This is a genomic window from Caloranaerobacter sp. TR13, from assembly GCF_001316435.1.
Lineage (GTDB): Bacteria > Bacillota > Clostridia > Tissierellales > Thermohalobacteraceae > Caloranaerobacter.
In genome coordinates this window covers 180115-206617 of record NZ_JXLL01000003.1, presented here as the reverse complement: position 1 = coordinate 206617, position 26503 = coordinate 180115, and the positions used below count along the sequence as shown (strand labels likewise).

Genomic DNA, 26503 nt, shown 5'->3' with positions numbered 1-26503 from the left:
CCTTCAGTGAAATCTAAAACTTAGAACAAAATAAAAAAATTCTATAGTATAATAAAATCAAGTTAATTTAATTTGGAGGTGAATGGATTGGATAGTGTTAATATTCTTATTGTCGAAGACGAAGATAGAATGAGAAGACTGATAGGAGATTATCTGAAAAAAGAAGGCTATACTGTAATAGAAGCAGAGAATGGTAAACTGGCGTTAGAAAAATTTATTAATGATAATATAGATTTAGTTATACTTGATATAATGCTGCCAGAATATGATGGTTGGACTGTTATGAGAGAGATTAGAAAAGAATCAAATGTACCTATTATAATTTTAACTGCAAGAAGTGAAGAATCAGATGAATTATTTGGATTTGAACTTGGAGCTGACGAATATGTTACAAAACCATTTAGTCCTAAGGTATTAGTAGCAAGAGTTAAGGCTTTACTTAGAAGAAGTAATACATTTTCAGGAGAAGATATGCTAAAGATTGGTAGTTTAGAGTTAGACCTAGATGGTCATAGAGTATTTAATAATGGGGTTGAAATAAAATTGACCCCTAAGGAGTATGAATTGTTGGTTTACATGGTTAAAAATAAGGGGAAAGCTTTAAGTAGGGAAACTATATTAAATGGAGTTTGGGGATATGATTACTATGGAGATTTGAGAACGGTAGATACTCATATTAAAAGACTTAGATTAAAACTTAAGGAAAACAGTCATATTATTGAAACAGTAAGAGGAGTTGGATATAGATTAGAGGTGAAAAAATGAGAAGGTCATTAAAAACTAAATTGTTTTTAAGTATTTTATTATTAACTTCAATAATTTTAAGTCTAGTATGGTTTTTTAATGTTAAGTTTTTAGACTCTTATTATATAGAGAGGAAAAAGGATAGTTTAATATCATACAGTAATTATATAAAGAACATATATAAAGGTGATATAGAGAAAATATACGATGAATTAGAAAGGATAGAAAATTTAATAGGGGGAAACATTACGATAGTGACAAGTAATGGAGAAATAGAATATCCTGTATCATATAGACCGCAATATGGAAGAATGGGAAGAGGATTAGTTAAAGGTGGTTTAGGCAAATACATTTCTATTTCAAGAGAAGATTTAAAAGAAGTATTAACAGGTAAAACTATTCTAAATACTTTTAAACATCCAAAATTTGATATAGAAATACTTTCTGTTGCTGCTCCTTTGAATAACAATAAAGTATTAATAATTCAATCATCTGTAGCATCAATCAAAGAAGGAATAGACATAATTAAGGATTATTATATATACATAGCAATTATTTCCCTAATAATTGGCATAATATTGACCTTCATACTTACGAAGATAATTACAGAACCCATTGTAAGGTTGAACAAGGTAGCACAAAAAATGGCAAATTTAGATTTCAGCCATAAATATAAGGTTGTAAGCAGAGATGAAATAGGACAGTTAGGAGAAAGTTTAAATTATTTATCTGAAAAATTAAGTTTTACAATAAATGAATTGAATAAAGCAAATGAAAAGTTAAAAGAAGATATAGAAAAAGAAAGACGACTAGATAGAATGAGAAAGGAATTTATTTCAAATGTTTCTCACGAATTAAAAACACCAATTGCTCTTATTAAAGGGTATGCAGAAGGGCTTAAGGATAATGTTATAGAGGATATAGAGAGTAAAAATTTTTATTGTGAAGTTATTATGGATGAGGCTGAAAAAATGAGCAAATTAGTTAAAGATTTACTTGACTTATCACAGTTAGAATCTGGCCATTATTCATTAAATAAAGAAAAATTTGATATATGTGAACTTGCAGATAAAGTTTTAAATAAATATAGACCGATATTTGATGAAAAAAATATAAAAGTTAGCATAAAAAAAGATAATGATAAAATATGCGTCTATGGTGATAAAACCAGATTAGAACAGGTTCTAGTGAATTTTATTAATAATGCTTTAAATCATACAGGTGCAGAAAGAGTTTTAGAAGTTACTATTAAACAGTTAGCTAATAAAGTGATTGTAAGCATTTATAACAGTGGAAGTTTTATACCTGAAGATGAGATAGATAGAATGTGGGAAAGTTTTTATAAGATTGATAAGTCAAGAGCTAGAAAATATGGTGGAACAGGTTTAGGATTATCAATAGTAAGAAATATTTTAAAGCTTCATAATAGTGATTATGGAGTAAGGAATATAAAGAATGGAGTTGAATTTTGGTTTGAATTAAAATTAATATCAATTGATAATAACGATTGTTAATACTCATTCTTAATTAATGTTGAAATTTAGGGGTTACATTTAATTTAAATATGTAATATAATATATCATACCAATATCAATTGAAAATGGGGTGTGATTTTTGAAAAATAAAATAATAGATGAAAATAAGAGATATAAAATTGCAAGTAGAATAACATGGATAACAATAATTCTAAATGTAATATTGGCTGTAGGAAAAATAATTATAGGTTTTATTTCTAATTCAAACGCGATATTAGCGGATGGAATTCATACAATCTCAGATATAGGAAGTTCAATTGGCATTATTATAGGTTTTTTTATTGCAAAAAAACCTGAGGATGAGGAACATCAATATGGGCATGAAAAAGCAGAAACTATAGCAGCTTTTTTACTTTCATTAATGTTAATTGCTGTAGGAGTAAAAATAGGAATTTCTTCTTTAAAGCTTATGTTATATCAAACAACAATAATTCCTGGTATAGAAGCTGTTTGGGCAGCGGTTGTATCTATAATAATCAAAGAGTTTCAGTTTAGAATAGCTATAAATACTGGAAAAAAAATTAATAGCAAGGCATTAATAGCGGATGCATGGCACCACAGATCAGATGCTTTATCATCTATAGCAGCATTATTTGGAGTTGTTGGTGCAAGAATGGGATATTCATTTTTAGACCCTCTAGCCGGATTAATTGTATCTATTATAGTTGTAAAGGTTGGAGTTGAATTTTTCATACATGGATACAATGAATTAATGGATGTATCAATTGAAGAGAATAAGTTATATGAGGTTGCAGAAAGGTTAATCAATAATACTAATGTAAAGAATATAAATGATATTAAAGCGAGAAAACATGGTTCAAAAGTGTATGTTGATATAAAAGTTTGTGTAGATCCTAATATTACAGTTTATATGGGTCATAGTATAGCTGAAGAGGTTGAAGAAGAAGTTAAGAAAAGTCTAGATAATGTAAAGGATGTTATGGTACACGTGAATCCTTGTTCAAATCATGAAGAAACAAATTGTTTAGCATGTAAAAACAAAACAAGTAAATATGTAAGTAAAGAAGATACAAAAGATAAGAAGTAAAGCCTTGTCAAACATACCCCGGCATGGTATAATCAGATAAACGAGAATTTAGGAGGGGGAAAATGACTGATGTATCTATTCCTATAGCTTTTAGTGCAGGGATTCTTTCTTTTCTATCTCCATGTGTACTTCCTTTAATACCAGCGTATATAACGTACATTACAGGTACTACATTTGAAGAAGAGCTTGCCAATAGGAAGCTTTTAGCTGTATCTAGAACTCTGGGATTTGTTATTGGTTTTACTATTATTTTTATGATAATGGGAATTTCAGCAAGTCTTGTTGGACAAATGTTTATTAAGTATAAAGGTATATTTACTAGAATTAGTGGAATATTGATTATATTTTTTGGATTAAATATGATGGGGTTCAAGTTTGAGATTTTAAATAAAGAAAAAAGAGTGAGAATTCCTAAGATTACTAATTGGTTTAGTTCAATTCTTATGGGAATGGCTTTTGCTGCTGGATGGACTCCGTGTATAGGGAGTGTGCTAGCAACTATATTGATTTATGCAGGAACAACCGCTACCTTATCTAAAGGGTTTTATTTATTGTTATCTTATTCTATTGGATTAGCAATTCCTTTTATTTTAACTGCACTCCTTATTAATCAATTTAGTAAGTTTTTAATTAAGTTTGAAAAAATTATCCCATATATTATGAGGATAAGTGGTGTCATAGTAGTTAGTTTTGGTGTATTAATATTTTTAAATAAAATATACTTAATTTCGAATCTTTTTCTTAGATAGAATAGAACCGAATGGAGGTATAAAGTATGAATAAAAAGCTTGCTATAGTAGTTGTTTTAGCTATAACTTTAGTAGCTGTTTTGTTTTATGTATCTTATAATACAGTATCAAATAGTATTAAAGAAGAGAGTTCAAAAGAAGAAAAAATAGAGGTTAATGATGAAAGTTTAGTAGAAGAAGTCTTACCAATGCAGATCGGTAGTATTGCACCAGAATTTACTTTAGAAACTTTGGAAGGTAAAATAGTTTCTTTAGAAGATTACAGAGGAAAAATAGTATTAATAAATTTTTGGGCTACATGGTGTCCATATTGTGTAAAAGAAATGCCAGATTTAAATAGATTGTATCTTGAAAATAAGGAAGATAACTTTATAGTTTTAGGTATAGATGTTGCAGAGAATAAATCTAAAGTAGAAAACTTTGTCAAAGAAGGAGGATATAGATTTCCTATTTTATTAGATAAAACAGGTAAAGTTGCTAGAGATTATTTAGTTAGTGGCTTGCCTATGTCGGTTATGTTAGATGAAGAGGGAAGAATCAGAGCAATACAATTAGGCATGATGACATACCCACAGATGAAGGAAATGTTAGATAGTGTAAGGAGCAAGTGATAATATGAATTCTTACTTCTTTATATACAAGTCAATAGGAATTAGTTGGTTTTTGTTTTTAGCTATAATTTCAATAATTATTAGTTATTATATAACTATTTTTATAGGCAAGGATAGAGGACTTAAGAAAAATGAAGTAGAGGACATATTTTTTACATTAGTTATATCTGGGTTTATTGGTGCTAGATTAGGTTATGTTATATTTAACTTAGATTTATACAAGGGTCATTTTAAATATATTTTCTCCATAAATCATTTGAACCTAAGTTTGCTCGGAGGCGTTATAGCGGGGCTTATTACACTAATATTTATATCAAAGAAATATAAATTTTCTTTTTATTATTTATTTAAGATATTTTTAATTCCTTTTTATTTTAGTATGTCTTTAGCAATGTGGTCTTTGTTTTTGGAAGGTCGTTTAATTGGTAAAGAGTATAGTGGGTTTTTATCTATGTATCATTTATCTGCTTACAGGCATCCAGTTGTGCTTTATTTGTCACTGATATTTATTGTCGGGATAATTATTGAATCTATAAATGTTAAAAGAAGATCTTCAGGTAAGTATATTTCCTATTTAGCTTTCGTGTTAATACTGATAAGTTATTATCTAATCAGGATAAAATTAGCAATCTGATATGAGAATAATTAAAATAGATTGACTTAGACTAAAAAATGTAATAGAATTATGTTTAGAAAATACCCTTATAGGGTATATAAATTAATGAAGATAAAGCATATATATTTATGAAAATAAAAGCGAGTGCTTATGTATGAGTTTTATTTTCATAAATATACTCAGTTATGATAGGAGGATAGTAATGAAGGTAGAAATAACACAAGTGGCCCAAGAAAAACTAAAAGAAATAATGGAAGAAAAAGGAGCGGCATCTCAAAGTGTAAGGATATATATTGCAGGCTTTGGATGAGGTGGTCCAAGTTTTGGGCTTGCTCTGGATGAGCAGAAAGAAAATGACGAAGTAGATACAGCAGGGGATATTAAATTTGTAGTAGATAATGATGTCGCTTCTCAATTTAATCATTTCAATATCGACTATTTAAATGATTGGCTAAGAAGAGGATTTTATATTACTGCAAATGGAGCACATTCTTCTTGTTGATCTAAAGGCAGAATCTAATTGGTTCTGCTTTTTTCTTTATAATTTATTTAAATCGAAGATTTTGTTCTAAATATAAAATTATTTTTTAAAAATAGTATACATAAAAACATCAGTTCCATCTATATTTTCTGCTGTAGCCTGTAGCTTAAAGCTTGGATTTAATCCATTTACAAATGCTTCTTTCCAAGTCCTATTAAGATCATACATTATACTATGATTTATTTTGTACTTTCTCCAGGTGTCGATTAAAATCTGTTTTTTCACATAGAATTTTACTATATTATTGTCATTAAGAGTTATAGTATAACTATTATTTAGACTTTCTTCTAAACTGTAATTTTTAAGTATTCTATAAATATCTTCTGCTGATTTTATTTTGTAATTATCTTTTATTTTTTTTCCCCAACGATAGCCATGACGTTCATATACGTATGTTGTTAATTCTAAACCAGCTCTTTTCCACTTGTTTAATACAGTTTTTACTAATTGTAAATAGTTATTTCTGATATTAGTTGAATTATCTTTTTTATTTTCAATAGTAATAGGTGTTTTTATTAAAGGATTGATAATGTTATTTGGAAAATTGATTTTAAAAGCTTTTATTATACTATTTTCCATGTCTTTTAAAAGTTTTAGTTTTACTGAAATTATATCTTCATTATTGTACAAGCTATCACCTTCCTTAATTTATCTAAATCGAATATTTTGTTCATAAGCCTATTTTTATAATAACCAGAAATTTATTAAATATCATATAAAACTATTTGATTTTAAAATAATAACATGTTACAATAAATATACGTCCCATATGGGGAGGGACTATAAAAGATAATTTTTAATAATAGATAGTGGGGAGAAATATTATGAATGAAGAAAGAAAGAAAGCGTTAAATTTACTTAAAACCTCAAAAGGTCAAATTGAGGGAATAATAAGAATGATTGAAAATGATAGATATTGCGTTGATATTTCTAAGCAAATACTTGCTGTCCAAGCGTTACTTAAAAAGGCAAACTTGAATATAATAGACCAACATATAAAACATTGTGTAAAAGAAGCTGTTCGTAAAGGAGAAGGCGATGAAAAAATTGATGAAATTATTAACATATTAGACAAGTATGCAAAGTAGATTGTAACTAATTTAAATCCTTGTGAATATCTTAAAGCAAAGATAGATATTCTCAAGGAGGCCGATTATATGTATCCATTTATAAGGACGCATATTCATAGATATAAAGGCAAAACATCTTATAATAAAGGTCATTTGCATGAATTTCGGGGGATAACTAGTGAGCCTATACCTTTATGGAGAGGGCATGTTCATTTTTATAAAGGATATACGACAATTAATAAAAAGCATAACCATTATTATATGGGATTTACAAGTGGCCCGGTTAAAGTACCAGGAGGTCATGTTCACTATATTAATGGAAGAACAAGTTATAATAAAGGGCATAGTCACAAATATGTAGACAAAACTTCAAAACAAAAATATAGATACTAATAACAGAAGCGGCTTAAGGCCGCATTTTTTTCTTGCATTTATTCATATTTTCGAATATGATATAAATGTATTTAAATATAATACTAATATTAACCTGGTTAGGAGAGGCTACTATATAGAAATACGCCACTGCCCAGAAACATCCAGAGATGCCAATGGGTAAACAGGGATAATCGAGAAGGTTATACCTAATGTGGCTGGGTCAGCCCTAAGCTATATAGAGCTAAAACCCAACAGGTGACAGGTAGACCCTTCACTTGTTTGAAGGGTTTTTATAATCCATATAATCTATTTTAATCGAAGATTTTGTTCATGCATTAAAATAATATTTTTCTGTAATACTATAATTGCTTATTTTATGAAAGGGTGGTGATGGTTGTGGACTCTGGTCCTATACCTAAGATTAGCTTTGAAAAATTTATATTAAGAAGAGCCATAACCTTGCCACTTAGGAGTGTGTGGCTCTTCTAAAAGGAGGGAAACAAATGAAGGAAAAAATTACTAGACTAATAAACGAAAAAAGATATATTGAAGCCAAAAAAGAAGTCACAAAACTAAACGTAGTAGATATTGCGGAGATTTTGGAAGAGCTCGATAAAAGTTCATATTTAATATTGTTTAGAATATTGCCTAAGGACATGGCGGCTGAGGTCTTTTCATATTTATCATATGAGCAGCAGCGATATATTATAGATTCGATAACAGACAAGGAAATAAAAAGTATAGTAGATGAATTGTTCTTTGATGATATGATAGATATTATAGAAGAAATGCCTTCAAATGTTGTAAAGAAAATATTGAAAAACACAAAAGAGGAAGAAAGAATATTAATTAACCAGTTTCTAAACTATCCAGAAAATTCAGCTGGAAGTCTTATGACAATAGAATATGTTGACCTTAAAAAGGAAATGACAGTTAAGCAGGCAATAGACCATATAAAAAAGACAGGTGTTGATAAAGAGACTATATATACTTGTTATGTTACAGATAAAAATAGAAAACTAGAAGGTTTAGTATCTTTGAGAAAATTGGTCATAAGTGACGATAATAAAACAGTTGGAGAAATAATGGAGAAAGATATAATATATGTAAATACTCATGATGACCAAGAAGAGATAGCTTATCTATTCAAAAAATATGACTTAATGGCAATTCCTGTTGTTGATAAAGAAGGTAGATTAACAGGTATTATTACAATTGACGATATAGTTGATGTTATTGAACAGGAAAACACAGAGGATTTTCAAAAAATGGCGGCAATGTCTCCATCAGAAGAAGAGTATCTTGAAACTAGTGTTTTAACACTAGCAAAACATAGAATTATGTGGCTTTTAATACTTATGATATCAGCTACATTTACAGGTAGTATTATTAGGAGATTTGAAGAAGTATTGCAGTCTGTTGTTATATTGGCGGCATTTATTCCAATGCTTATGGATACAGGAGGAAATGCTGGTTCTCAAGCTTCAACATTGATAATAAGGGGTATGGCTTTAGGTGAGATAGAAATAAAAGATATTTTGAAAGTTATGTGGAAAGAATTAAGAGTTAGTACAGTGGTAGGAGTTATTTTATCTTTAGTGAATTTTGTGAGGATTTATTATATAGAAAAGGTTAGTATTGAGGTAGCAATAACTGTATGTTCAACTTTGTTTTTTACTATCGTTTTAGCTAAAATAGTTGGAGCTATGCTTCCGATAGGAGCGAGAAAGTTGAAATTAGACCCGGCTATTATGGCTAGTCCTTTGATAACTACGATTGTAGATGCGGTTGCATTAATACTATATTTTTCAATGGCTTCATGGATACTAGGGCTATAGAAGGAGGTATTTAACCTCCTTTTTTTCTAATAAGTGAAATTTGATGTTTGAAAACGAAATCTTTTCCTTGCCTTGACACACAAAAAGTACTAATATAAAATTTGGTCTAAGTAAATTAATTTATTAGAGGTGATGAAATTGGTTTTAGATCAAAATAAAACACCGTTATTTGATGCATTAAAGGAATATCATGAAAGAAATGTTATTCCCTTTGATGTTCCAGGTCATAAACATGGTAAAGGTTTAAGTGAATTTGGTGACTTTGTTGGTAATAAAGTTTTAGAGATAGATGTTAATTCAATGAAGCCCCTTGATAATGTTAGTAATCCTATTGGTGTAATAAAAGAGGCTGAAGAATTAGCAGCTGAAGCATATTGGGCCGACCATGCATTTTTTCTTGTTAATGGTACTACATCAGGAGTACAGGCAATGATTATGAGTGTTTGTATGCCTGGTGATAAAATAATATTACCGAGAAATGCACATAAATCAGCTATAAATGGTCTTATATTAAGTGGAGCACAACCTATATATATACAACCTGAAATAAATAATAAACTTGGTATTGCTATGGGAGTATCTTTAGAAAGTGTAGAAAAGGCCATAGCTAAACATCCTGATGCTAAAGCTATATTTTTAATAAATCCAACATATTATGGAGCTACATCAGATATTAAAAAGATAGTAAGATTAGCACATAAACATGGGATGGCAGTTTTAGTTGATGAAGCACATGGAGCACATTTTAAGTTTCACCCAGAACTGCCGCATGATGCAATGGAGTTAGGTGCAGACATGTGTGCTGTTAGTATTCATAAAACTGGAGGTTCGTTAACTCAAAGTTCACTTTTATTATTGAAAGAAGGATTGATTGAAAAGAAAATGGTTAGAACTGTATTAAATCTTACACAGACAACCAGTGCATCGTATTTATTAATGTCAAGTATAGATGTAGCGAGAAAAATGCTAGCAGTACATGGTGAAGAAGTATTTACTAGAGTATTAAATCTTTGCAGAAATGCGAGAAATGAGATAAATAATATAGATGGACTGTATGCTTTTGGCAAAGAGATAGTAGGGACTCCAGGGGTTTATGACTTTGACGAAACAAAGTTGGGTATAAATGTTACAGATCTTGGTATTACAGGATTTGAGGCTTATGATATATTGAGAGATGAATATAATATACAGGTTGAATTAGGAGATGTTTTTAATATATTAGCTATAGTGAGTGTTGGAGATACTGAAGAGTCTGTAAATGCATTAGTTGAAGCACTTAGAAGTATGAGTAAAAAATATAAAGGTAATAAAAAAAGATTTGAAAATGTTACGTTAGAAAATCCAGAAGTTATAGTTTCACCAAGAGATGCATTTTATAGCAATAAGAAAGTTGTTAAATTAGATAATGCTGTAGGTGAAATAAGTGGCGAGTCAATTATGGTTTATCCTCCGGGAATTCCTATTGTAACTCCTGGTGAAAGAATTAGTAAGGAGATAATTGAGTATGTAAAACTATTAAAAAGTCAACATAGTTTACTGCAAGGTACAGAGGATCCTTATGTAGAATATATTAAGGTATTAGGAATGTAACAAAAAAGGCACACATATGTAAGAAATACATATGTGTGCCTTTTTCTATACTTTCTGCTAATTCACGATAAAACTTCTCTTTTCATACAATATACTATACCAACCTATATTCTAAGTAGACAAATTATGCGAATTAGTCTGCATAAAGGGGTGACAATAATTGATTGATGATAGATTTATATATTTGAAAATATATTCTAGTAATGAAAAGAGAGTTATCATAAAAGAGTTAGAGGAAATTGTAAAATATCTAGCCGCTACTCAGATTCCTAACTCTATTGAAAACATACATCCAGAGTTTGTAAAAGTCCAAGTAATATTATCTAGAACGAATTTGGTAAGAAGAATGAGAAGGTTTGGTGGAAAAGGATGCTTAAGATATTCAGACTGTGATATATGTGATGAAGGGCATTGTATTACTATTTTATATGACGATGAACTCGAGAAGATATGGAAAGATAGATATAATAAAATAATGAGTACCATTGAAGAGAGTATAAAAGCTACTGATGGATTAGTAATAACTATGAATAATAGACCTATAATAGCTGGATTTCATAATACTTGCGGAGGTTCCACTGAAAACTCAGAAAATGTTATGGGAAATAGAGTAGTGTATTTAAGGAAAGTATTATGTGATTATTGTTTAAATTCTCCCGATTGGGAAGGATATAAGGAAATTTCGATAAAGGAAATAGAAGAGAAACTAAAAGTAAAGTTTCCGAACTTAACACCAACATTGAAAATTGATATGAAGGGTTTTATAGAGGAAATAGATAGAGATGATGAAGGAAGAATAACAAGCATCAAAATAGGTGGAAAAGTATTTAAAGGTATTGAAGTTAAAGAAATATTAGGACTTGATTCTACTAGATTTAGTATTGCACCTAAGGTACTAGGAGTTAAAACTCGTGGACAGGGAGATGGTTTAGGGCTTTGTCAGCATGGAGCGAATCAAATGGCTTTAATGGGTTTTAAGTTTGATGATATTATAAATTATTATTTTACAGGGGTTGAAATTAAAAAAATTAAAAAACCATGTATAAAAAAACCTTTAAAAGAGAAAATATTAGTAATTGACCCAGGACATGGTGGAGATGATAATATTGGAGTTGAAGGCCCTAAAGGATTAAGGGAAAAGGACGTGGTTTTAAAAATAGGTAAAAAATTAAAAGAACTTTTAGAAAATCTAGGTGCAACAGTCTATTTAACTAGAGATGAGGATAAGTATGTATCTTTAAATAAAAGGGCAGAATTGGCTAATAAAATTAGGCCTAATTTTTTTATAAGTATTCATCTTAATTCTTTTTCTAATTCATTAATTCGAGGGTGTGAAATGTATTATTATAAAGGTGATACGGAAAGTCAAGGGTTAGCTAAATGTATTATGAATAGTATGATGAAAAAACTTGATGTAATAAATAGAGGTATAAAAGTGGCTTCGTTTTTCCTTCTAAGAGAGGTAGGTACAAGTTCGCTTCATATAGAGATTGATTATGTAACTAATCCTGAGGTTGAAAAATTACTCAAAAATAATGAATATATCGACAAAATAGCAGAATCTATTACTCAAGGTATAGTCGAATATTATAAGTTTTAGTAGATATGAGGAGTATTACTGTGTTAATTGACTGAATTTAGAATTTGACAAACTTAATTAAAACTAGTATAATTAATAATTTGACTTTTTTGCAATAATGTGATAATATTTATACGTATATTTTGAAAGAAGGTGATTGCTTGGTGAAAAGAAATTCTCTTGATAAGATCAGGGAGAATGTTAAGTCTTATGTTGGAGAAAAAGTGAGACTAAAGGCTAACAAGGGTAGAAAGAAGACCACTATAAGAGAGGGCGTATTAGAGAGTGTTTATCCAAGCATATTTGTAGTAAAAATTGACGGAGGATATAATACAGTAAGACGAGTGTCATATAGCTATTCAGATATACTTACAGAAACAGTTGAAGTAATAGTATGTAGGGATGAAAAGAAAATACAAATTAGTTAGTTTAGTAAACCGCCATATTCTGGCGGATTTACTTTTTTGTTAAGGAATAGTCAACTATTAATCAATTTTACATTTTCAATTTTTAATTTTTTATTCCCTATCCCCTGACTTTGTCCCCTATTCCCTGTTCTATGTCTCCTGCCCTCTGATTTCTATTCTCTAATTTCAGCATCTAATATCCAGTACCAAGTACCCAGTACCTATTATCCTTTACTGTAGTTCTATCAAATAATCTAGTATAATTAATTAAAGAACTTTTATATTTGAATACATAATAAAGGAGAGGATTTAATGAGGAAGAATTTAGTACTTGTATTTATTTTATTAATTTTTGTAGTGACTGGTTGTAAAGAAAAAGTATTAGAGCAATCAAACATAATTGAAACTACTAAAGCTGATGAAATTGAAGAACAAAAAGCTATTGAAATAGATAAAGAGCAAAAAGAAGGAAAAGAGGTTATAAAAAAAGAAGAACCGAAAGTATTTATTGGACAGGCCTTGGATACTATAGATAAAGATGGTTTTACTGAAGTATACAAAGAAAAAAATAAAAAAAGTAGTATTATATATAAACTTAAAAATTATGAAGAAGTTAAGCTTCTAGAGACTTTGCCTTATGGATGGTTCAAAGTAAAGCTAGAAGATGGTAGAGAGGGTTATGTAGATTCAAGATATGTAAGAACTAAAGAAATTCCTCCTCATGAGTTTAATGAGAAAACAGAGGGGTATGTTTTAGTTTTTAATACTGATAAGCAAATTTTAAGAATTTATAAAGATGGAGAATTGATAAAAGAATCTTTAGCATCTAGTGGCATATGGGACTATTTTACACCAAAAGGTATATTTCAAATAGAAGAAGGAAGAAGAGGAAAGTGGTTTTATACTCCTAGATTTAAACAGGGAGGTAAATACTGGGTTGGTTTTAAAGGAACGTATTTATTCCATTCTATCCCTTTTACTGAAGATGGTAAAATAATAGAAAAAGAGAAAGAAAAATTAGGTACACCAGCTAGTCATGGATGTATAAGACTTCCTGTTGATGTAGCTAAATATATTTATGAAAACATCCCTGCGGGGTCTTTAGTGTTGATATATTAAGTTGGGTGCTGGGTACTTGGTACTAGGTACTGGGTGCTGGATACTAGGTACTTGGTACTGGAAATGATGGACTCGATTCGGATTGTTTTTAACATCTTTTAAGTCTATTATAACGTTATATTGTGAACTGTTTAACTTCAGATGCAAAGTCTGAAGTTTTTTTCTGTTCTCTTTTCCCTGTTACCTGTTAACTAAAAGTGACATAGTTACTTTTTATGCATAACAAAAAAGCTTGTACATATAATGTAATGAATACGGACAAATTTTTTCAATAACTTCTAAGAAGAAAGAGGGGGTTTTGTGAAAGAGAAAGCTTTAAAGTGGATGGGGAACATACTAATATTTCTTTTATTAGCATCTATATTATCGCTATTTTATACCCGAATAAAACATAAAAATGATAAAAACTATATACCTTCAGTTTTTGGAATAAGGTTTATGACTGTTTTATCAGGAAGTATGCAACCTAATATTGAAGTTGGGGATTTAGTTGTTATAAAGCCTATAATACCTAAAAACATAAAAAAAGGAGATGTTATTACATACAGATTAACTGATAATATATTCATTACGCATAGAGTCATAGATGTTATACACGATAATGGTGAGTATTTATTTATAACAAAAGGTGATGCTAATAACGTTCGAGATGATGAAAAAATAAATTTTAGTCAATTAGTAGGTAAAGTATTTTTAATTATTCCTAGTGGAGGATATATACTTTATTTTCTGAAAAAGCCAATAATTTTTGCTCTTTTAATATTAATATTATTAATTACATTCATAGTAGGTGAAATGCAAATTTTTCATCTAAAGAAAGGGGGAGCTTAATATGAAAAAAAGATTAGTTTTAATAATGATACTAATAGGTTTATTAGCTTTTGGAGTAGGAATGGGAACATATGCATGGTTTACGAGTAGTGTTACAACTACAAATAACGTATTTAAAACTGGTATATTAAGAATAAAAAACCCAGGTAATGGGGTATTTGCTTCAGGCATATTAAATGTAGATAATATCTATCCAGGATGGGAAGGTTCTAAAAAAATTACAATAACAAATGATGGAACATTAGCTTTTAAATTCAAATTAAAAGATATAACTTTAAAATCTCAAAATGATGAGGGTAAAATCTTATATAATGGGACAAATGGTCTTAGAGTTAGTTTTGATAAGCAAAATTGGTATAGAGTTAAAGATATAACTAATTATGTGTTCAGCGGGCAAATTAATAAAGGAAAATCAAAAACTATTACCGTTTACTATAAATTACCTAAAGAAGCAGGAAACGGTTATCAAGGCAAATCTGTTACTTTAGAATTCAATTTTGTAGCTACACAAACAGAAAATAAAGGCTGGTCAGAATAATATAGGCTTATTAGTGTTTTATCATTAATAGTAGCGGAGAATTAATTCTCCGCTACTACTAATCTACCAAGTATCCAGTACCAAGTACCCAGAAAATATACAAGGTGGTGAAAAAACAACCTAATAATGAAAATATCAATTGAAAATACAACATGTAAGTTTTTGATGTTAGTGATTATAATAGGCTCGATATTGTTTGTAAATCAAAATGTTGCTTACACAGAGAATACCCCTGATGTTATATTATACATACATGGAGAAAAATCTATTGGAGGACCGATATTTCATCAAAAGGGAAACTTAGTTGATGGATATTTAGCTCCTGGAGCTACTGTGTCAGGAACTTTAAGAATTTATAATAATTATTCAGAAAGAATAAATGTAGAAAATTTAGCTTTGACAATAAAGTTAGAGAAATCATATGGGGATAATTACTATCAAATTGAAGATGAAAATTTATACGAAGTGTTTGCAAAGAATATGAAGTTAACTATTAAAAGGGGAAGAATGCTGATATTTACTAAGATTATATATAATAAAAGTTTTTATGAAATGATGTATAAGAAAGATAATGAAGATTACAATGGGTATGATTTACCCATATTAGACCGTTTTAATATAAATAAAAATGACTATATAGATTTAAAATACATAGTACATATGGATGAAAGGGCAGGGAATGAATTACAAGGCATTAAAGCAACTGTAAATTTTCTTATAAATGTAAATGAAAACCCTGTCTATCAAGGAGGTTCTAGTTATAATCCACCAAGTAGTGGAGGAGGATCCAGAGGTAATTCGAAAGAAGAAGTTGATGATGAAATACAGTTAGAAGATGAAAATGAGAAAAAACAAGAAGTTAATGTAGACTTTATTGATATTAAAGGACATTGGGCAAAGGATTGTATCCAAACACTTATAGAACATAATATAGTAAATGGCTATCCTGATAAAACAATAAGACCTGACAATTTCATAACAAGAGCTGAAGCAGCTGTTCTTATTTGTAGAGCTTTAAATTTAGAAGAAAAAAATAAACTTTTTACTGGATATATAGATTCTATACCTAAATGGGCTAGAGGATATGTAATAGCATCAACAGAAAAAGGCATATTTAAAGGATATCCTGGTAGACTTTTTAAAGCTAGTAAAAAAATTACTAGACAAGAGATGATAGCTGTGTTGATGAGAGGCTTTAATAAAGAATTAGAAGAAGAAATAGAGATTAACTATATAGATAAAGATAATATTCAAGACTGGGCTTTAAGATATGTAAAAACAGGAGTTTACTACAAAATAGTAAATGGATATCCAGATAGTACCTTTAAACCAAATAATAATATTACAAGAGCTGAGGTATTCACTATGATATGTAAGTTATTAGGATACCATAATGAACATGCTAGCTAAATTTTTAGAGATGATAAATTATAAATAACAAGTTAAACGAGGTGAAAGTGAATTAAGAATGATAAAAAATGGAAAACAAAAAGTAAAGGGAATTATTTTAAAAGTTATGGGGTTTCTTACTGGAGGAACTTTAATATCTATGGTTTTGCTAATAAATATGGATACATATTCTTGGTTTACAAGTAAAATGACATATAATTTAAGTGTAACTGCAGCTACAACCGAAGATATTTTGGAAAAAATAGAAATCAAAACGGTTAACCCGAAAGAAATCGTACTTAAAAAAAATAATTCAATAAATATAGAACCAGTAATATATTTTAGTGTAGAAGGAGAGGCATCAGATTATATTTTACATATAAATCCTATAAAACTTAAAAATCATAAAAAATATACAGTACCTATTAATGTAGCTGTGAATTTAAAACAAATTATTGAGTTGTTAAATAAAGACAATGAAAATAATAATAAAAGAGTTCAAGGTACAATAAGGATTAAATATTTAAACGAATTTATTGATGAAAAAATAGATATTGAATTTACTACAAAGTACCTTTTTAAAAAGTTTCTTGAGAGATTAAGTATAAGATGTTTAAACGAAGAGAATGAATTTGAAATAGAAAAACATTTAAGAAAAGTAATAATGCATATTGATAAACAAGCAAGACTACAAAGTAGTAAGTTTTATGAAAAAGAAACTGTAGCTGAAGAAATATATGGAAGTGAATAATAGGTTTTGAATTTTTAATCTAAAAAAGTCTGCATTAATGCTGCAGACTTTTCCATTATCTAAAGTTTTAAATACTATGTTATAATCCTAAAAAAATAGCGATTTTCTGTATGCTATAATAAACTATAAAGCAAATTATTATAAATAAACTAAAATATATAATGAAACCTGCTGCTTTATATTTTTTCTTTAATGTCGATAAATTTATACCTCGAGGATTTAACAGTATATTCATTATTAATGCTGATATTATAAATGATAACATGTATAGTATAATTTTTTTCATATTACACCAACCTTTATTTGAAAATAAGTCTAAAAATAACCATAATTACAAAATAGAGTACAAACCCTAATATCAAATTTTTAACAAATCGTTTAGAAGAAGACATTAAAATACCTCCCTATTCCCTTTTCTTAAATATTCTTGCTTATCTTAAAATTTTCCTGCAAGAAAAACTTAAATTTAGAACAATATAGGTATGAGCGTTATTTTTTCAATTCATTAAAAAATATAACTTTATTAAAAGTAAAAGCTAAGGAGGAAATCCTTAGCTTTTACTTACTTGAATTATATTTAATTTACCTCTTCAGTAACTTTACTGCCGAAGAAGTATAATATCCCAAACAATACTATTGTACCAATTAAAAGTGAAATATAAGGGCTAATACCAAAGCCTACAGGAATAAATCCTATCAAAATAGCTACTAACGCTACTGTTAAGGCATAAGGTAATTGTGTTTTTACATGAGCCATATGGTCACAAGCACTAGAAATTGATGACATAATAGTTGTATCAGAAATAGGAGAACAATGGTCTCCAAAAACAGCACCAGTTAATACAGCTCCAACAGTAGGAACTAATAATTCAGTACCTCCTAACTGTATAGCTAGAGGTATAGCTAAAGGCATAACTATAGAATTAGCTCCCCAAGATGTACCAGTTGCAAAAGCAGTTACTGCTGGTATTATAAACATCATTAGAGGTAGTAAATAAGCTGGTAGAGAACTTTTTAAAATGTTAGCTATAAATTCAGCTGTTCCAAGATCACTATTAACTCCACCTAAAGACCAAGCTAAGATTAATATTATAGATGCTGTTGTCATAGATTTAACACCAGAAACCCATGCATCTACAATTTCTTTTAAAGATAATAATCTTTGCATTAGAGTCATTATAGCAGCAATTAAGCTACCACCAAAAGAAGCCCACAATAAAACTACGCTTGAGTCAGCATTTCCAAAGGCGTCTTTTATTGAGCCGCTTTCAAGGCCACCTCCATTAATGTATAGACCTACTACTGTTATTAGTAAAACTGAAAGAATAGGAATTATCGCATTATACCATCTTTCAGATTTTACTTTTGTATTTAATGATGACATTTCATCTGAAACTAGAGGAGTAGCATTATCATCTAGAACTTTTCCTGTCTTATAAGTTCTTTTTTCAGCTCTAGCCATAGCTCCAAAATCGCGTCCTGTAAATATTATAATTAAAACGAAAATCAAAGCTAACAAGCTATAAAATCTATAAGGTATAGTTTGTAGAAAAACACTATAAGCGTTTAAATCTATATTAATTTTAGCTAAGCTATCTCTTATTAATCCAGTTTCAAAACCTATCCATGTAGATACTAATGCTATACTTGCAACTGGAGCAGCAGTTGAATCAACTATATAAGCTAATTTTTCTCTTGAAATTTTCATTTTATCAGTAATACTTCTCATAGTATTACCAACGATAAGAGTATTAGCATAATCATCGAAGAAAATCAATATACCCATTAACCAAGTTGCGAACAATGTAGATTTGCTATTTTTTGCTTTGGAAACTATAAGTTTAGCAATTCCGTTTGTACCTCCATTTTTACTTAAGATACCTATAAGTCCTCCTATAGAAAGACTGAAAACTAAAATAGATGCATTCCAAGTATCAGCTAATGAACCAACAATATATGTGTTTAATGTTTCTGAAAAGCCTGTTAATGGATTAAATCCTGTTAGTATAGTAGCTCCTACGAAAACAGATACAAATAGTGATAAAAGTACTTCTTGAGTAATCCATGAAAGGATTATTGCCAGTATTGGTGGTATGATTGAAAGCCATCCATATTGCATAAATATTCCTCCTTCATTTTTAGTAGTTCGTATTTTGTTTTTTGATAAATTAAGTTGCCAGTTGCCAGAGGACAGGCGACAGGAAGCAGAATGCAAAATGTAAAATTGAAAATTAAAATTTAAAGAATAACTAATAGTCGAAAGCTGTTATCTGTCCCCTGATCTCTGATCTCTGTCATCTGTCCCCTGTTTTCAGATAATAAAAAAACACCTGATAGGCTTATCAGGTGCTATTTTCAAAAAAAGCATAGATCAAGCCCATCCCTCCTTTTTGCCCAGCGTGAGATAGCACTCCATCAGGATATCGGGCAATTATCCTGATGACAGTCCTACACCTATTCGATGCAGGCCCAGCCTTAGATTTTGGATATCTAAGACTTCGGCGACAGCTCCTTTCACTATATTTCATAGGCTTCCGGCCTCCCTATAGCTACTCTTAGATGTCGCGCCTCTACCTCACCCCTTTGAGGGATGAGGTCGTATTAAATTGTGATGTATTATAATTTACCATGTATAAATATAAAAGTCAACAGTTAATTGTTGGGAGTGAATGTTTATTAAAAAAACTATTGACATTTAAAAAAAAATAGTATATTTATTATATGTAAACTTTAAGTTTATTTTTATTAATTTTTGTCGTTTAGTTTAGCAATTCTAAACTTATTATATAGTATCTCTTGATTAGGGGTGTAACTGTGGATATCGGCAATAAAATAAAACGGCTAAGAATGCTGAATGGATTGACTCAGCAGGAGCTAGCACAAAGATGTGATTTAACTAAAGGTTTTATATCACAAATTGAAAGAAATTTAACTTCGCCGTCTATTGCAACATTAATGGATATATTAGAAGCTTTAGGAACTGATATTAGGAACTTTTTTAATGAAGTTGAGAATGATAAAGTTGTGTATACAAAAGAGGATATATTTTCAAGTGAAAATGAAGAACTAGGTCATATTATCGAATGGCTTATTCCGAATGCACAAAAGAATAATATGGAACCTATACTTCTTACGTTAGAATCTGGAGGTATAAGTAATATAGAGAATCCTCACGAAGGAGAAGAATTTGGATATGTTCTATCTGGAAGTATTTATTTAAGTTTAGGCGATAACAAGTATAAAGTGAACAAAGGAGAAAGTTTTTATTTTAAGTCAGATAAGAAGCATTTTATTGAAAATAGTTTTAAGAGAAAAGCTGTTGTACTTTGGGTGACTTGTCCACCGAGTTTTTAAGTAAGATATCAGATTAATATTCTTTGATAGAGAGGAGAAGACTTATGAAGATAGAACAATTAGGAAGACACATTTTAGCAGAGTTTTATAATTGTGATAAAGATATATTAAATGACCATGCTTTAATAGAGAAATATATGAATGAAGCAGCTACTGAAGCAAAAGCAACAATAGTAAAGAGTGTATTCCATTTATTTAATCCATGGGGAGTGAGTGGAGTTGTAGTAATACAAGAATCTCATCTTACAATTCATACTTGGCCAGAATATGGATACGCTGCAGTTGACTTATTTACATGTGGAGATGAAGTAGATCCATGGATTGCTTTTGATTACTTAAAAGAAAAGTTAAAGGCTGAAAAAGCAGAAACACTGGAAGTTCCAAGAGGAATAGTAGAGAAGATAAAAAGATTTTCAGATGGTAAATTAGATGATATTAAAGTTAAACACAAACCAGCTGTTGTAAATGCATAATTTTTAATGTACGAAAAAAAATAAAGCCGAGGGCAATCTCGGCTTTAGAAGTTATAGGAAAAATAGTTGATAGTTAATAGTCGATAGTCAATTGACTATTAACTATTGACCAATAACTAAAGACTATTGACTAATTAAATAAGGAGGAATTTTAAAATGGAATTATGGTTTACTGAAGAACATACTGATTATGCTAGATTTTCCTTTAAAGTAAAAAAACATCTTTATTCAAAAAAGAGTCCTTTTCAACAAGTAGATTTTATAGATACATATGAGTTTGGTAAGGTACTTTTATTAGATGGACTTGTTATGGTAACAGAAAAGGACGAATTCATATATCATGATATGATAACTCATGTTGCTATGGCTACAAATCCTGAAATTAAAAGGGTTTTAGTTATAGGTGGTGGAGATGGTGGTACAGTAAGAGAATTGACTAGATATAATACAATAGAAAAAATTGATATGGTTGAAATAGACGAGCTAGTTGTTAAAGCTTCAAGAGAATTTTTACCATTAACTTCATCTAAATTAGATGACGAGAGAGTAACTTTATACTTCGAGGATGGAATAAAGTTTGTAGAAGATAAGGAAAATGAGTATGATTTAATCATTGTAGATTCAACAGACCCGATAGGACCAGGAGAAGGGCTATTTACTACAGAGTTTTATAAAAACTGCTATAAGGCATTAAGCGATAAAGGTATACTTGTTAATCAAAACGAAAGTCCTTACTATGAAAGAGATGCTAAGGCTATGTTAAGAGCAACAGGAAAATTGAAGAAAATTTTCCCTATAGTAGAAGTATACCAATTCCATATGCCTACATATCCATCAGGACATTGGTTATTTGGATTTGCATCAAAATCATTACACCCAATTAAAGATTTCAAACCAGAAGAGTGGAAAAAATTTAACTTAAAAACTAAGTATTACAATACAGATATACACGTAGGAGCATTTGCTTTACCAACTTATGTTAAGGAGTTGATTGAATCTGGTGTTAAATAAAAATATTCATACATTTATAGGATTTGACAGTGAATATGAAGATTCACAAATAGTAGTTTTTGGAGCACCTTTTGATGGAACAACTTCATTTAGACCAGGAACAAGATTTGCTCCTACTATAATGAGAAATGAATCATATGGTTTAGAGACATATAGTCCTTATCTTGATAAGGATTTGACTGATATAAAAGTTTATGATGCTGGTGATTTAGAATTTCCGTTTGGAAATACAGAAAAAGTATTAGATATGATAAATAAGTTTGTAAAAGATGTTTTAAATGATGGAAAGATACCTGTTATGATAGGTGGAGAGCATTTAGTGACTTTACCATCTGTTAAAGCAGTTTATGAAAAATATAAAGACCTTTATATTTTGCATTTTGATGCCCATACAGACTTAAGAGAGGACTACATGGGTGAAAAATTATCACATGCAACAGTTATAAGAAGAGTTTGGGAATTTCTTGGAGATGGTAGAATATATCAATTTGGAATTAGGTCTGGTGAAAGACAGGAATTTGAATGGGCTAAAAAGCATACAAACCTGACTAAATTTACTTATAAGGGTCTTGAAGATGTAGTAAATGAAATAAAAAATAAACCAGTTTATGTTACTATTGATTTAGATGTTTTGGATCCGTCAGTTTTTCCTGGAACTGGTACACCAGAGCCTGGAGGAATATCATTTAATGATATGATGGATATTATTAATATTTTAAAGAGTTTAAATATTGTAGGAGCAGATATTGTAGAGTTGTCTCCACATTATGATAATAGTGGAGCTTCAACTGCTGTTGCATGTAAAATACTTAGAGAGTTAGTTGTTGCAATTAGTAAATAGACAAGCGGCCAATGGCCGCTTAATTTTTTTAAAATCATTCCTTTTAATTCAGGCTACCAACGTGCCTTAGCTGATGTTTTTGATGATTAATTTTTAATTTTATTCTAGTACCCAGTACCTAGTACCAAGCACCCAGTACCCATTAAAAAAATAACAGTAATTTTTTGGGACATTTTAACATAAAATTTTTCATAGAGAAATAATAATATAATAGGCTTTGAATTAGGGTAGTGTAAATAATTGAAAGGGGGATAAAGATGGCAGTAGAACTAATCAAAGATTTACTTAAGATAGAAGAGACGATAGGAAGAGAAGAAGTAGAGGCATTAATTGAGGACGAAATATTATTATCAGAAGTTGAATCTGGTATAAAAAAGATACTTAATATTGACGGTGAGATAGAGACTTTAGAAACTAAAGCTGTTAAGGATAAAGTGTTAATAAATGGAATAATTAAATACAATATCCTATACAGTGCAGATGATGAAAATTCGTCTATTCAGAGAATAGAAGATTCAACTAATTTTCAGGAAGAGATTATAATTAATGGTGCAGAAGAAGAGATGAATGTTGATATTAAAACAAACATAGAGCATATAGATTGTAATTTAATAGACAACAGAAAAATATCTGTTAAGGCTGTACTGCATTTTAACACAAAAGTACAATCATATAGCAATATAGAAGTTGTTAAAGATATTCAAGGAATTGAAGGATTGCAAACTTTAAAGGATTACATAAGATATAATGATATTGTAGGAAGTAATACATCTGATACTTTAGTAAAAGAAGCATTTGAATTATCTGAAGATATGCCAAGTATAGAACATATACTTAAGCTAAATGTAAAAGGTTATGAAAAGGAAGTTAGAGTAGTTGAAGACAAGGTAATAGTATCAGGAGTGGTTGAATGCTTGATAATATACTATAGTGAAGATGAAGAGAGTAGAATAAATCACGTGAAGTATGAAATTCCATTTACACATTTTGTTGACTTACCAGGTGCAGTTAAAGATATGAACAGCAAAGTAAATATAGAAATTTCTAATGTTCAATATGAGATAAGAGAGGATGTAAATGATGAGAAAAGAGTAATAGACATAGAAGTATTTGTGAAGGTAAGTGCTAAAGTATTTGAACAAAGAGAAAAAGAAGTAATTTTAGATTCATATTCAACAAAAAGGAAGTTTACATTAGTAAAAAAAGAAGTAGATGTGTTAGAAAATATAGCAGAAAGTACATCTAAAGAGGTTGTAAAAGGAGTAGTTAACTTACCACAGGATTATGAAGGTATTGAAAGTATATGTGATTTAATAGCAAAACCTGTATTAACAGACTATAGAGTTGTAGAAAATAAATTAATAATTGAAGGGTTACTTGAAGCAGATGTATTATATGTTGGAGAGTCTACAGGAGAAATAATGAGTTTCAAAGAAGAAATACCATTTAAATCCTATGTAGACATAAATGGAATTAAAGAAGGAATGGAGATTGACATTGACCTTGCGATGGATAGCTTAAAATTTAATAGAGTTAATTCACGTGATATTGAAATAGAAGGTATTGTAAAAAACAATGTTAAAGTTGATAGAATTAAAAAGATTGATATTATAACAGAAATTGAAGAAGATGATAAAGTAATTGATTTAAGTAATAAACCTAGTATAACTATTTATATAGTTCAAAAATGTGATACATTATGGGATATAGCTAAAAGGTATAATACTACTGTTGATGAGTTAATAAAAACAAATGATATTGTAAACCCTGAAAATATAATGCCAGGTGAAAAAATTATTATTCAAAAACAAATTGAAGCTGTGGAATTTTAAAAAGCTCTAAGGCTCTGCCTTAGAGCTTTTATTAATGACTAAAGAAGGATTTTTTTATAAAATATATAATATATAGATAAGGAGTTGATATTGTGAAAAAAATAGAAGTAGAAGCTCATGCCAAAATAAATCTTTCATTAGACGTATTAAGAAGAAGAGAAGATGGATATCACGAAGTTAGAATGATAATGCAACAGATTGATTTAAAAGATATTATACAAATTGAAGAGTGTAGTAATGATGTAATTATAGAAACAAATGAAACGATGCTTCCTACCGATTCAACCAATCTTGCATATAAAGCTTGGGATATTTTATCCAAAAGATTCAATATTAATAGAGGAATTAAAATAAAGATAGAAAAGAATATACCTATAGCTGCTGGCTTAGCAGGAGGCAGTGCAGATGCAGCAGCTGTATTGAAAGGTCTAAATGAATTATGGAATTTAAACCTTAAAGAAAAGGATTTAATGGATATAGGACTAGAAATTGGTGCAGATGTTCCTTACTGTATCATGGGAGGAACAGCCTTAGCTGAAGGGATAGGCGAAAAATTAACTAAATTAAAGAGTTTTAAAAATAAACTTGTTCTCATAGCAAAACCTTCAATACAAGTTTCTACGGCATATGTATATAAAAATTTAAAAATTCGAGATGTAAAAGAACATCCTGATATAGATAATTTGATAAAAAATATTGAACTAGATAATGTAAATTTTGTAGCTAAAAATATGATTAATGTGCTAGAAATGGTAACCATTAGTAAATATCCTATTATACAAAAAATAAAAGATTATATGATAAAGTGCAATGCTTTAGGCAGTTTGATGAGTGGTAGTGGACCTACTGTATTTGGTATATTTGATAATATTGATGATATTACCAAATGTAAAGAAGAACTTAAAACATGGATTGATAGGGTGCATATAGTTAGAACTATCTAGGGGGGATATTTTTTTGAATAAGGATTTAGATAAGCTTAGATTACATGATTATAAGCCTCTTAGAGAAATTGTATTTGAATCTTTAAGAGAGGCGATAATAGATGGAAAATTAAAACCTGGTGAAAGGTTAATGGAGGTGCAATTAGCAGAAAAGTTGGGGGTAAGCAGGACTCCTGTAAGAGAAGCAATAAGAAAGTTAGAACTTGAAGGATTAGTTATTATGATTCCTAGAAAGGGTGCTTATGTTGCAGATGTATCTATAAAGGATATTTTAGAAGTTTTGGAGATAAGAGCTTCTCTTGAAGGGTTGGCAGCTCAATTGGCATCACAAAGAATAACAGAGGACGAACTTGAATCTTTAAGAGTAAAAGCTAAAGAATTTGATGATTGTATAAAAAACAAAGACATAAAATGTATTATTCAAAAAGATGTAGAATTTCATGACATTATCTTTAAAGCTACTAGAAATGAGAAACTTATAGCAATTGCAGAAAGCTTAAGAGAGCAGGTACAAAGATTCAGGATTATATATATGACAGAATATAATGGATCAACTAAGTTATCTGAAGAGCATAGTAAAATAATTGAGGCAATAAGCAAAAGAAAACCGAAGGAAGCAAAATATTACGCAGAAATTCATATAGAAAATGCTGAAGAGTATATTATTAAAATGACTAAATCTAAAATAAAAAAGAGGACAAGTGGGGTCGAGTAGGG

The 26503-nt window shown here is 29.5% G+C and carries 26 protein-coding genes and 2 riboswitches; of the genes, 24 read left to right on the top strand and 2 right to left on the bottom strand.

Annotated elements, in window-relative coordinates; genetic code table 11:
- Positions 1-87 precede the first annotated feature (87 nt).
- The 6 genes from TR13x_RS05295 to TR13x_RS05270 all read left to right on the top strand — a co-directional run bounded on the left by TR13x_RS05295 (position 88) and on the right by TR13x_RS05270 (position 5321).
- Positions 88-765: a response regulator transcription factor gene (locus TR13x_RS05295; protein WP_054870859.1), complete on the top strand. Its 678-nt coding sequence runs from the start codon at positions 88-90 to the stop codon at positions 763-765.
- Positions 762-2258, top strand: coding sequence for a cell wall metabolism sensor histidine kinase WalK (locus TR13x_RS05290; protein ID WP_054870858.1), 1497 nt, complete (start codon positions 762-764; stop codon positions 2256-2258). The genes TR13x_RS05295 and TR13x_RS05290 overlap by 4 nt, the downstream gene beginning before the upstream one ends.
- 100 nt (positions 2259-2358) lie before the next feature.
- A complete protein-coding gene (locus TR13x_RS05285) occupies positions 2359-3327 on the top strand; it encodes a cation diffusion facilitator family transporter (protein ID WP_054870857.1) in 969 nt (322 codons plus the stop codon).
- 62 nt (positions 3328-3389) lie between these two features.
- Complete coding sequence (locus TR13x_RS05280) at positions 3390-4076, top strand: cytochrome c biogenesis CcdA family protein (protein WP_054870856.1); 687 nt, start codon at positions 3390-3392, stop codon at positions 4074-4076.
- A gap of 26 nt (positions 4077-4102) precedes the next feature.
- Entirely contained in the window at positions 4103-4687 is a 585-nt protein-coding gene (locus tag TR13x_RS05275; protein ID WP_054870855.1) for a TlpA disulfide reductase family protein, read from the top strand.
- A 4-nt stretch (positions 4688-4691) separates the two neighbouring features.
- Positions 4692-5321, top strand: coding sequence for a prolipoprotein diacylglyceryl transferase family protein (locus tag TR13x_RS05270; protein ID WP_054870854.1), 630 nt, complete (start codon positions 4692-4694; stop codon positions 5319-5321).
- Between the two features lie 562 nt (positions 5322-5883).
- Here the strand turns inward: TR13x_RS05270 and TR13x_RS05265 are convergent.
- Positions 5884-6474, bottom strand: coding sequence for a hypothetical protein (locus TR13x_RS05265; RefSeq protein WP_054870853.1), 591 nt, complete (start codon positions 6472-6474; stop codon positions 5884-5886).
- Positions 6475-6668: 194 nt separating this feature from the next.
- On the opposite strand from TR13x_RS05265, the gene TR13x_RS05260 reads away from it, so the two are divergent.
- The 11 genes from TR13x_RS05260 (at position 6669) to TR13x_RS05210 (ending at position 17331) form a co-directional block, all read left to right on the top strand.
- A complete protein-coding gene (locus TR13x_RS05260) occupies positions 6669-6932 on the top strand; it encodes a metal-sensing transcriptional repressor (protein ID WP_054870852.1) in 264 nt (87 codons plus the stop codon).
- 69 nt (positions 6933-7001) lie between these two features.
- Positions 7002-7307: a YmaF family protein gene (locus TR13x_RS05255; RefSeq protein WP_054870851.1), complete on the top strand. Its 306-nt coding sequence runs from the start codon at positions 7002-7004 to the stop codon at positions 7305-7307.
- An 87-nt stretch (positions 7308-7394) separates the two neighbouring features.
- Positions 7395-7558: riboswitch (M-box (ykoK) riboswitch) on the top strand.
- Between the two features lie 234 nt (positions 7559-7792).
- On the top strand, positions 7793-9127 hold the full coding sequence (gene mgtE / locus TR13x_RS05250; RefSeq protein ID WP_054870850.1) for a magnesium transporter: 1335 nt from the start codon (positions 7793-7795) through the stop codon (positions 9125-9127).
- Positions 9128-9259: 132 nt separating this feature from the next.
- Complete coding sequence (locus TR13x_RS05245) at positions 9260-10717, top strand: aminotransferase class I/II-fold pyridoxal phosphate-dependent enzyme (RefSeq protein WP_054870849.1); 1458 nt, start codon at positions 9260-9262, stop codon at positions 10715-10717.
- A gap of 160 nt (positions 10718-10877) precedes the next feature.
- Positions 10878-12317 carry an N-acetylmuramoyl-L-alanine amidase gene (locus tag TR13x_RS05240; RefSeq protein WP_054870848.1) on the top strand — a complete coding sequence of 480 codons (1440 nt, stop codon included), beginning with the start codon at positions 10878-10880 and terminating at the stop codon, positions 12315-12317.
- A 143-nt stretch (positions 12318-12460) separates the two neighbouring features.
- Complete coding sequence (locus tag TR13x_RS05235; RefSeq protein WP_255351312.1) at positions 12461-12724, top strand: Veg family protein; 264 nt, start codon at positions 12461-12463, stop codon at positions 12722-12724.
- Between the two features lie 291 nt (positions 12725-13015).
- The gene (locus TR13x_RS05230) at positions 13016-13822 is read left to right on the top strand and encodes a L,D-transpeptidase family protein (RefSeq protein WP_054870846.1); all 807 of its coding nucleotides are present in this window, start codon (positions 13016-13018) and stop codon (positions 13820-13822) included.
- Between the two features lie 300 nt (positions 13823-14122).
- Positions 14123-14653 carry a signal peptidase I gene (locus TR13x_RS05225; protein ID WP_054870845.1) on the top strand — a complete coding sequence of 177 codons (531 nt, stop codon included), beginning with the start codon at positions 14123-14125 and terminating at the stop codon, positions 14651-14653.
- 1 nt (position 14654) lies between these two features.
- Positions 14655-15191, top strand: coding sequence for a TasA family protein (locus TR13x_RS05220; RefSeq protein WP_054870844.1), 537 nt, complete (start codon positions 14655-14657; stop codon positions 15189-15191).
- Positions 15192-15356: 165 nt separating this feature from the next.
- On the top strand, positions 15357-16601 hold the full coding sequence (locus TR13x_RS05215; protein WP_161802932.1) for an S-layer homology domain-containing protein: 1245 nt from the start codon (positions 15357-15359) through the stop codon (positions 16599-16601).
- Positions 16602-16659: 58 nt separating this feature from the next.
- Positions 16660-17331: a hypothetical protein gene (locus TR13x_RS05210; RefSeq protein WP_054870842.1), complete on the top strand. Its 672-nt coding sequence runs from the start codon at positions 16660-16662 to the stop codon at positions 17329-17331.
- 577 nt (positions 17332-17908) lie between these two features.
- Here TR13x_RS05210 and TR13x_RS05200 read toward each other — a convergent pair.
- On the bottom strand, positions 17909-19450 hold the full coding sequence (locus TR13x_RS05200; RefSeq protein ID WP_054870840.1) for a Na+/H+ antiporter NhaC family protein: 1542 nt from the start codon (positions 19448-19450) through the stop codon (positions 17909-17911).
- 278 nt (positions 19451-19728) lie between these two features.
- Positions 19729-19912, bottom strand: a riboswitch (Lysine riboswitch).
- A 233-nt stretch (positions 19913-20145) separates the two neighbouring features.
- Here TR13x_RS05200 and TR13x_RS05190 point away from each other — a divergent pair.
- The 7 genes from TR13x_RS05190 (at position 20146) to TR13x_RS05160 (ending at position 26501) form a co-directional block, all read left to right on the top strand.
- Positions 20146-20685: a helix-turn-helix domain-containing protein gene (locus TR13x_RS05190; RefSeq protein WP_054870838.1), complete on the top strand. Its 540-nt coding sequence runs from the start codon at positions 20146-20148 to the stop codon at positions 20683-20685.
- Between the two features lie 44 nt (positions 20686-20729).
- Entirely contained in the window at positions 20730-21158 is a 429-nt protein-coding gene (gene speD, locus TR13x_RS05185) for an adenosylmethionine decarboxylase (RefSeq protein WP_054870837.1), read from the top strand.
- A gap of 156 nt (positions 21159-21314) precedes the next feature.
- Positions 21315-22169 carry a polyamine aminopropyltransferase gene (speE, locus tag TR13x_RS05180; RefSeq protein ID WP_054870836.1) on the top strand — a complete coding sequence of 285 codons (855 nt, stop codon included), beginning with the start codon at positions 21315-21317 and terminating at the stop codon, positions 22167-22169.
- Complete coding sequence (gene speB / locus TR13x_RS05175) at positions 22159-23010, top strand: agmatinase (protein ID WP_054870835.1); 852 nt, start codon at positions 22159-22161, stop codon at positions 23008-23010. The genes speE and speB overlap by 11 nt, the downstream gene beginning before the upstream one ends.
- A gap of 257 nt (positions 23011-23267) precedes the next feature.
- Entirely contained in the window at positions 23268-24842 is a 1575-nt protein-coding gene (locus TR13x_RS05170) for an SPOCS domain-containing protein (RefSeq protein ID WP_054870834.1), read from the top strand.
- 92 nt (positions 24843-24934) lie between these two features.
- Positions 24935-25786, top strand: coding sequence for a 4-(cytidine 5'-diphospho)-2-C-methyl-D-erythritol kinase (gene ispE, locus TR13x_RS05165; protein WP_242851721.1), 852 nt, complete (start codon positions 24935-24937; stop codon positions 25784-25786).
- A gap of 13 nt (positions 25787-25799) precedes the next feature.
- A complete protein-coding gene (locus TR13x_RS05160) occupies positions 25800-26501 on the top strand; it encodes a GntR family transcriptional regulator (RefSeq protein WP_054870833.1) in 702 nt (233 codons plus the stop codon).
- Positions 26502-26503 lie beyond the last annotated feature (2 nt).

What these genes read in the sequence shown, in the direction of transcription:
- TR13x_RS05210 (WP_054870842.1), top strand. Translation starts at nt 16,660, where the DNA reads ATGATAAAAAATGGAAAACAAAAAGTAAAGGGAATTATTTTAAAAGTT.
- TR13x_RS05280 (WP_054870856.1), top strand. Translation starts at nt 3,390, where the DNA reads ATGACTGATGTATCTATTCCTATAGCTTTTAGTGCAGGGATTCTTTCT.
- TR13x_RS05215 (WP_161802932.1), top strand. Translation starts at nt 15,357, where the DNA reads ATGTTAGTGATTATAATAGGCTCGATATTGTTTGTAAATCAAAATGTT.
- TR13x_RS05290 (WP_054870858.1), top strand. Translation starts at nt 762, where the DNA reads ATGAGAAGGTCATTAAAAACTAAATTGTTTTTAAGTATTTTATTATTA.
- TR13x_RS05245 (WP_054870849.1), top strand. Translation starts at nt 9,260, where the DNA reads ATGAAATTGGTTTTAGATCAAAATAAAACACCGTTATTTGATGCATTA.
- TR13x_RS05220 (WP_054870844.1), top strand. Translation starts at nt 14,655, where the DNA reads ATGAAAAAAAGATTAGTTTTAATAATGATACTAATAGGTTTATTAGCT.
- TR13x_RS05170 (WP_054870834.1), top strand. Translation starts at nt 23,268, where the DNA reads ATGGCAGTAGAACTAATCAAAGATTTACTTAAGATAGAAGAGACGATA.
- TR13x_RS05275 (WP_054870855.1), top strand. Translation starts at nt 4,103, where the DNA reads ATGAATAAAAAGCTTGCTATAGTAGTTGTTTTAGCTATAACTTTAGTA.
- TR13x_RS05255 (WP_054870851.1), top strand. Translation starts at nt 7,002, where the DNA reads ATGTATCCATTTATAAGGACGCATATTCATAGATATAAAGGCAAAACA.
- TR13x_RS05260 (WP_054870852.1), top strand. Translation starts at nt 6,669, where the DNA reads ATGAATGAAGAAAGAAAGAAAGCGTTAAATTTACTTAAAACCTCAAAA.
- speD (WP_054870837.1), top strand. Translation starts at nt 20,730, where the DNA reads ATGAAGATAGAACAATTAGGAAGACACATTTTAGCAGAGTTTTATAAT.
- TR13x_RS05200 (WP_054870840.1), bottom strand. Translation starts at nt 19,450, where the DNA reads ATGCAATATGGATGGCTTTCAATCATACCACCAATACTGGCAATAATC.
- mgtE (WP_054870850.1), top strand. Translation starts at nt 7,793, where the DNA reads ATGAAGGAAAAAATTACTAGACTAATAAACGAAAAAAGATATATTGAA.
- TR13x_RS05270 (WP_054870854.1), top strand. Translation starts at nt 4,692, where the DNA reads ATGAATTCTTACTTCTTTATATACAAGTCAATAGGAATTAGTTGGTTT.
- TR13x_RS05230 (WP_054870846.1), top strand. Translation starts at nt 13,016, where the DNA reads ATGAGGAAGAATTTAGTACTTGTATTTATTTTATTAATTTTTGTAGTG.
- speE (WP_054870836.1), top strand. Translation starts at nt 21,315, where the DNA reads ATGGAATTATGGTTTACTGAAGAACATACTGATTATGCTAGATTTTCC.